The organism is Streptomyces sp. NPDC004561, assembly GCF_053602155.1.
Genome location: NZ_JBSGDB010000493.1, coordinates 1 through 6,259 on the forward strand (window position 1 = coordinate 1; position 6,259 = coordinate 6,259).

The 6,259-nt window shown below is 70.2% G+C and carries 5 protein-coding genes; 1 reads left to right on the forward strand and 4 read right to left on the reverse strand.

What is annotated here, in order from left to right; all coding sequences use genetic code 11:
* The 4 genes from rfbD to rfbA form a co-directional block, all read right to left on the reverse strand.
* A partial coding sequence (gene rfbD / locus ACWEN3_RS38790) for a dTDP-4-dehydrorhamnose reductase (protein ID WP_452981139.1) occupies positions 1-753 on the reverse strand: 753 nt, incomplete at its 3' end.
* Positions 750-1,724 carry a dTDP-glucose 4,6-dehydratase gene (gene rfbB, locus ACWEN3_RS38795; RefSeq protein ID WP_452981142.1) on the reverse strand — a complete coding sequence of 325 codons (975 nt, stop codon included), beginning with the start codon at positions 1,722-1,724 and terminating at the stop codon, positions 750-752. The genes rfbB and rfbD, both read right to left, overlap by 4 nt.
* Positions 1,725-2,925: 1,201 nt before the next feature.
* The gene (rfbC, locus tag ACWEN3_RS38800; protein ID WP_452981145.1) at positions 2,926-3,516 is read right to left on the reverse strand and encodes a dTDP-4-dehydrorhamnose 3,5-epimerase; all 591 of its coding nucleotides are present in this window, start codon (positions 3,514-3,516) and stop codon (positions 2,926-2,928) included.
* Between the two features lie 37 nt (positions 3,517-3,553).
* Positions 3,554-4,474, reverse strand: a complete 921-nt coding sequence (gene rfbA, locus ACWEN3_RS38805) for a glucose-1-phosphate thymidylyltransferase RfbA (protein ID WP_452981147.1) — start codon at positions 4,472-4,474, stop codon at positions 3,554-3,556.
* Positions 4,475-4,718: 244 nt separating this feature from the next.
* Here rfbA and ACWEN3_RS38810 point away from each other — a divergent pair, with 244 nt between their 5' ends.
* Positions 4,719-6,167, forward strand: coding sequence for a DUF2079 domain-containing protein (locus ACWEN3_RS38810; protein WP_452981150.1), 1,449 nt, complete (start codon positions 4,719-4,721; stop codon positions 6,165-6,167).
* Positions 6,168-6,259 lie beyond the last annotated feature (92 nt).

The window sequence follows — 6,259 nt, forward strand, 5'->3', positions numbered from 1 at the left end:
GAGGTGCTGCGCGGGGTGCGGCCGGTGTTCGCGGACGCGCCCGCCGCCCGGTCCGCGCTGCCGGAAGGCCTCCTGGGCCAGGCCGCACCAGGTGGTGCGGCCCGACGACGTGCCGTGGTAGACCCCCGCAGGCGCCCACCCGGCCAGCGCGGCCCGGCCGAGGGCCGCCAGCTGCCGGGCCAGGGCCCGGGTCCAGGTCGGCTGGCCGAACTGGTCGGCCACCACGTCCAGCGTCTCCCGGCGGGCGGCGAGTTCGAGCATGGTGGCCACGAAGTTCGGGCCGTGCGCGCCGTAGAGCCAGGCGGTGCGCACGATGTACCCGGTGTGCGGCAGCAGTTCTGCGACCGCCCGCTCCCCCGCCAGCTTGCCGCGCCCGTACGCGTTCACCGGCCCCGTCGGTGCGTCCTCGGGATACGGCCGGCGGGTGTCGCCCGGGAACACGTAGTCGGTGGAGATGTGCAGCAGGACGGCGCCGCCGTCCGCGCAGGCCCGCGCGAGGTGCCGTACGGCCGTGCCGTTCACCTCGGTGGCCGCCTCTTCGGACCGCTCGGCGCCGTCGACGTCGGTCCAGGCGGCGCAGTTGACGACGACCCGGTGCCCGGCGACGGCGGCGCGCACGGCGGCCGGGTCGGTGATGTCGAGCCGCTCCCGGCTCAGCCCCGTCACCACGGCGTCGGGATCGGTGGCGAGTTCGGCCAGCACGTCCTGACCGAGCAGTCCGTGTGCGCCGGTCACCAGCCAGTTCGCGCTCATCGCAGTGCGGCCCTCTTCTTCAGCGGCTCCCACCAGGCACGGTGCGCGCGGTACCAGGCGACCGTGGCGGCCAGGCCCTCGGTGAAGGACACCTGCGGGGCGTAGCCGAGCTCCTCGCGGATCTTGCTGTCGTCCAGCGAGTAGCGCAGGTCGTGGCCCTTGCGGTCGGCCACGTACTCGACCCGGTCCCAGTCCGCGCCGACCGCGTCCAGCAGCAGGCCGGTGAGCTTGTGGTTGGTCAGTTCGGTCCCGCCGCCGATGTGGTAGACCTCTCCGGCCCGGCCGCCGTGCAGGACCAGGTCGATGCCCCGGCAGTGGTCGAAGACGTGCAGCCAGTCGCGCATGTTGCGGCCGTCCCCGTACAGGGGGACCTTCTTCCCGTCGAGCAGGTTGGTCACGAAGAGCGGGATGACCTTCTCGGGGAACTGGTACGGCCCGTAGTTGTTGGTGCACCGCGTGACCACGACGTCCAGGCCGTGGGTGCGGTGGTACGCGAGCGCGAGCAGGTCGGCGCCGGCCTTCGAGGCGGAGTACGGGGAGTTCGGCGCCAGGGGCCATGCCTCGGTCCAGGAGCCCTCACCGATCGAGCCGTAGACCTCGTCGGTGGACACATGCACGAAGCGGCCGACGCCGTGCCGGTGCGCTGCGTCGAGCAGGACCTGGGTGCCCGTCACGTTCGTACGGACGAAGGGTGCGGCGCCGTCGATCGACCGATCCACGTGCGACTCCGCGGCGAAGTGCACCACCGCGTCCTGGCCCGCCATGACCTGGTCGACGACGTCCGGGGCGCAGATGTCGCCCCGGACAAAACGGTGGCCCGGGTGGTGCATCACCGGTGCGAGGTTGGCCTCGACTCCCGAGTAGGTGAGTTTGTCGAGCACGGTGATCGTGGCCGCCGGGTCGGCGTCCAGCGTTCGGCGTACGTATTCCGAACCGATGAATCCGGCACCGCCGGTCACAAGGATGCGCATGTTCTCCTACGAGTTCCTCTCCGGTTGCCTCCCTGGAAATGGAGACGGTGCCCGCGAGACCGAAGCCTCGGGGCACCGACTCTTGTTCTCCGAGTGGAGGGGAGTTACGCCGGCGTGGCGCAGACCACGAACACAGTGATCCCGCCGCCCCCGCCCGTCTGGGTGGCCTGCCACCCGTGGGGCGTCACGCCGTCCGGGGTACTGGGCACCGGGACGCTCGAGGCTGCGGAACCATTACCAGCGGCGTATCCGCCACCGGTGGCAACGTCATTGTTGTTGCACATGACCGTCGCCACCGTGCCGGGCGATCCAGAGAACGCGGACTTGACGTAGGTGTTGGCCAAACCGCCGGTGGCACCCTGAGCGCCCGTGGCCCCCTGCGGACCGGTGGCACCCTGCGGACCCTGCTCACCAGTCGCACCCTGAGGACCAGTCGCACCCTGGGGGCCCTGCTCACCAGTCGCACCCTGAGGACCAGTCGCACCCTGGGGGCCCTGCTCACCAGTCGCACCCTGGGGGCCGGTGGCACCCTGGAAGCCCCGCTCACCCGTGGCACCCTGAGGGCCGGTGGCACCCTGGGGACCCTGCTCACCCGTGGCACCCTGAGGACCAGTGGCACCCTGGTTGCCCTGCGGACCCTGGGGGCCCTGCGGACCCTGGGGGCCCTGGGGGCCCTGCGGACCCCGCTTACCGGGCTTGCCCTCGTGCCCCATCGGGCCCTGCGGACCGTAGTGGTCGTCCCCGGGGCCAGGGCCGTACTCACCCTGGCGCCTCGAGGAGTGGTCGTCGTCGGAGGCCCTGCCGATCGCGTGGGCGATGGCAACGCCGAGTCCGTCGCGCTGTTGGGTCATCTCCGCGGCACGGGCGGGGAGCCGGTGCATCGCGTCGGCGGCGGCCACCGTGCCCGGAATGACGTTGAGCGCAACCGTCAGCGCACCCGTGCCCACCATCATGGCGGACTTGAGGCGCGAATTGCGGATAGTTCTACGGCTCAAGAGAACCTTCCTTGGGAAGAGCGGGAACATGCAGGCGCGCGCACTTCTCGCGCTTTTCGCATGCGCGTCTCGCGGCGTCGGCCGCGTACGACAACAATTTGCACGCTCCGCATATGAACAAATACACCCGCCTCGCGCCGCTCGGCGAGGATCACCCGAGCGGCGTCAATACGTCGCCCAGAACGCCCAACGCGGTGCGTCGGCTTTCAGGTGAGACTTCTGCGAAATGCGGCGCAGTCCTCGAAGGAGGGCAGCAGGCCCTTCCTCCCGGCCTCTTCCAGGGTGGGCGCGGCCGCGTCCTTGCCGGAAAGCAGCGGTGCGAGGTCCTTCGGCCAGGCAATGGCCAGTGCCGGATCGAGCGGGTCGATTCCGTGCTCCCGCTCCGGCGCGTATCCCTCGGAACACAGGTAGACGACGGTGGAGTTGTCCTCCAGGGCCATGAAGGCATGGCCCAGTCCCTCGGAGAGATAGACGCCGCGGTGGGTCGTGTCGTCGAGCCGGACCGCCTCCCACGTCCCGAATCCCGGTGAGCCGACACGGATGTCGACCACCACGTCGAGGACGGCGCCGCTGACGCACGTGACGTACTTGGCCTGACCCGGCGGGACCGCCGCGTAGTGGATACCGCGGAGAGTGCCGCGGACGGAGCGGGAGCAGTTGGCCTGCGCCAGCGAGAACCCGTGTCCGGTGGAGTCCCGGAAGGCGCCGCCTCTGAACCACTCGTGGAATCGGCCCCTGTCGTCCGTGAACACCCTGGGGGTGTCCACCCATGCCCCTTCGACGCCGAGTGCCCTCATGTGATGCCTTCCTTTCGCCCGGCCCGCGTCGTGCCCGTCACCGCCTCCGCGCCTTCGGGACGTCCGCGCCCCCGTACGGGGTGGTGAGGTGCCGGGAGTCCTCCAGCAGGCCCAGCAGGTAGTCGCCGTAGCCGCTCTTCAGCAGCGGCCGGGCCAGGTCCCTGAGCCGGTCGTCGTCGATCAGGCCGGCCCGCCAGACCGCCTCCTCGATGCAGCCGACCTTCAGGCCCTGGCGCTCCTCGATCACCCGCACGAACTCCGACGCCTGCACCATGGAGGCGAAGGTCCCGGTGTCCAGCCACGCGGTGCCCCGGTCGAGCCGGGTGACCTGCAGCGCCCCCGCCTCCAGATAGACGCGGTTCAGATCGGTGATCTCCAACTCGCCCCGGGCGCTGGGGCGCAGTCCGTGGGCGATGTCCACGGCCCGGTGGTCGTAGAAGTACAGCCCGGGCACGGCGTACCGGGACCTGGGCCGGGCCGGCTTCTCCTCGATGGACAGGGCGCGGCCGAGGTCGTCGAACTCCACCACGCCGTACGCCGAGGGGTTGGCCACCTGGTGGGCGAACACCCTGCCGCCCGTCGGTTCGCCCTGCCGGGCCAGCCGGGTGCCGAGGCCGCTTCCGTGGAAGATGTTGTCGCCGAGAATGAGAGCCACCGCTTCACCGCCGATGAAGTCGGCGCCCAGGAGAAAGGCATGGGCGATGCCCTTCGGCTGATTCTGCGCCAGGTACTCGAGACGCAGGCCGAATTGGCTTCCGTCGCCGAGCAATCGACGAAATTGATACTGGTCTTCGGGCGTGGTGATGATGAGGATCTCGCTGATCCCGGCCATCACCAGTGTGGAGAGCGGGTAATACACCATCGGCTTGTCGAAGACTGGCAGGAGTTGCTTCGACACCGAGCGGGTCAATGGCCACAGTCGCGAGCCGGTGCCACCGGCCAGCAGGATTCCGCGCATGGCAGCACCATAGGCGGATCACCCATCGGTACCGTATTTGCGACGACGCTCGGCGTGTGCGGCGAAGCGCGGATCCGATGGCGTCCATTCGGTGGATTCTCGGCACACGGAAGTGCTGCCGGGTCGGAACACCGCCCACTGCTGGCATCTTGATGGCCGCCAGTTCCTGTTTCACGGGAGGCCCCCGATGCAAGCACCACTCGCCAACGGCGCAACAGTCCCGGCGCAACAACAGACTTACCGGATGACGGCGGTCGCCGACCCGCCGGCAAAGGGACGCTTCGACGGCACGTGGTGGATCTGGGCCATGGCCGGAGTGCTGTTCCTGATGTATTCGGCGTTGTCACTGCGACTCCACCAGCGGATGATCACGAGCAGTTACGACCTGGGAATCTTCCAGCAGGTCGTGCGGTCGTACGCGGAAGGCCATCTGCCGGTCTCCGAGATCAAGGGACAGGACTTCCCCGTCCTCGGGGACCACTTCTCCCCGATCCTGGCGCTGGCGGCCCCCTTCTACTGGGTGTACCGGAGAGCGGAGACGCTCCTCGTCGTACAGGCCGCGCTCCTCGCCGTGAGTGTCGTCCCGCTGACCCTCTGGGCGCGCCGGGCCCTCGGCACCTCGGCCGGCGCGGTGATCGGCGCCTGCTACGGGCTCTCGTGGGGGATCGCCAGCGCGGTCGGCTACGACTTCCACGAAGTGGCGTTCGCCGCCCCGCTCCTGGTGCTCTCGCTGACCGCTCTCGGCAGCGGCCGGCTGACGGCCGCGGCGTGCTGGGCCCTGCCCCTGCTGCTGGTGAAGGAGGACCTCGGGCTCACGGTTCTCGTCATCGGCCTCGTCATCGCCTGGCGGGGCGGGCGCAGGATCGGAGCCGCCACGGCCGTGGCCGGTCTCGTGGGGACCGCGCTGGCCCTGTTCGTGATCCTGCCGGCCGTCAATCCGGCCGGGTCCTTCGCCTACTGGTCCCTGGTGCAGACTCCCGGCGCGGGCGGCCAGGCGGGAGCCACCGGCGGTGGGGGCGGGCTGCTGGATCTGCTCCACCAGGCCACCATCGGTCTCGTCACTCCCCAGACCAAGGTGTCGACCTTCGCCCTCGTACTGGCTCCCACCCTGTTCCTGGCTATGCGCTCGCCCCTGCTGTGGGCCGCCCTGCCCACGTTGGTGTGGCGCTTCGCGTCGAGCAACAGCTTCCACTGGGGGACCGGCTTCCACTACTCGCTCGTCCTGATGCCGATCGTGTTCACGGCGTTCGTCGACGCCCTCGTGCGGCGCGGGACGAAGGGACCCGGGCTGCGCCGCTATCTCGCGGGCTCCGCCGCGATCACGCTGATGCTCCTCCCGGGCTTCCCCCTGTTCCAGCTGTTCCAGCCCGGCACCTGGCGGACGGACCCGCGCGTCCACGTCGCCCAGCGGATGATCGCCATGATCCCCGACGGCGTCACCGTCCAGGCGACCGACCACCTGGTGCCGCAGCTCGCCGACCGCACGAGCATCGGCCTCTACGGTGCCCTCGGCGGCCGCCCCGATCCCCAGTGGGTCATGGTGGACACCTGGGTGCCGGCCGACCAGCGCTGGTGGCCCGGCGAGCCGCTCAGCGTCGAGGCGGAGCAGCAGCATCTGGCCGCCGACATGCGCACCGCCTACGACCTGGTGGACCAGGAGGAGGGCTACGTGCTGCTGCACCGCCGGGCGTGAGCGCCGCCATGGCACGGGAAGAGGCCCGGGGCCCGCACCGTCGAGTACGAAGCCAACTACTACACGGAACTCACGAAACCCCAGGTCACAAC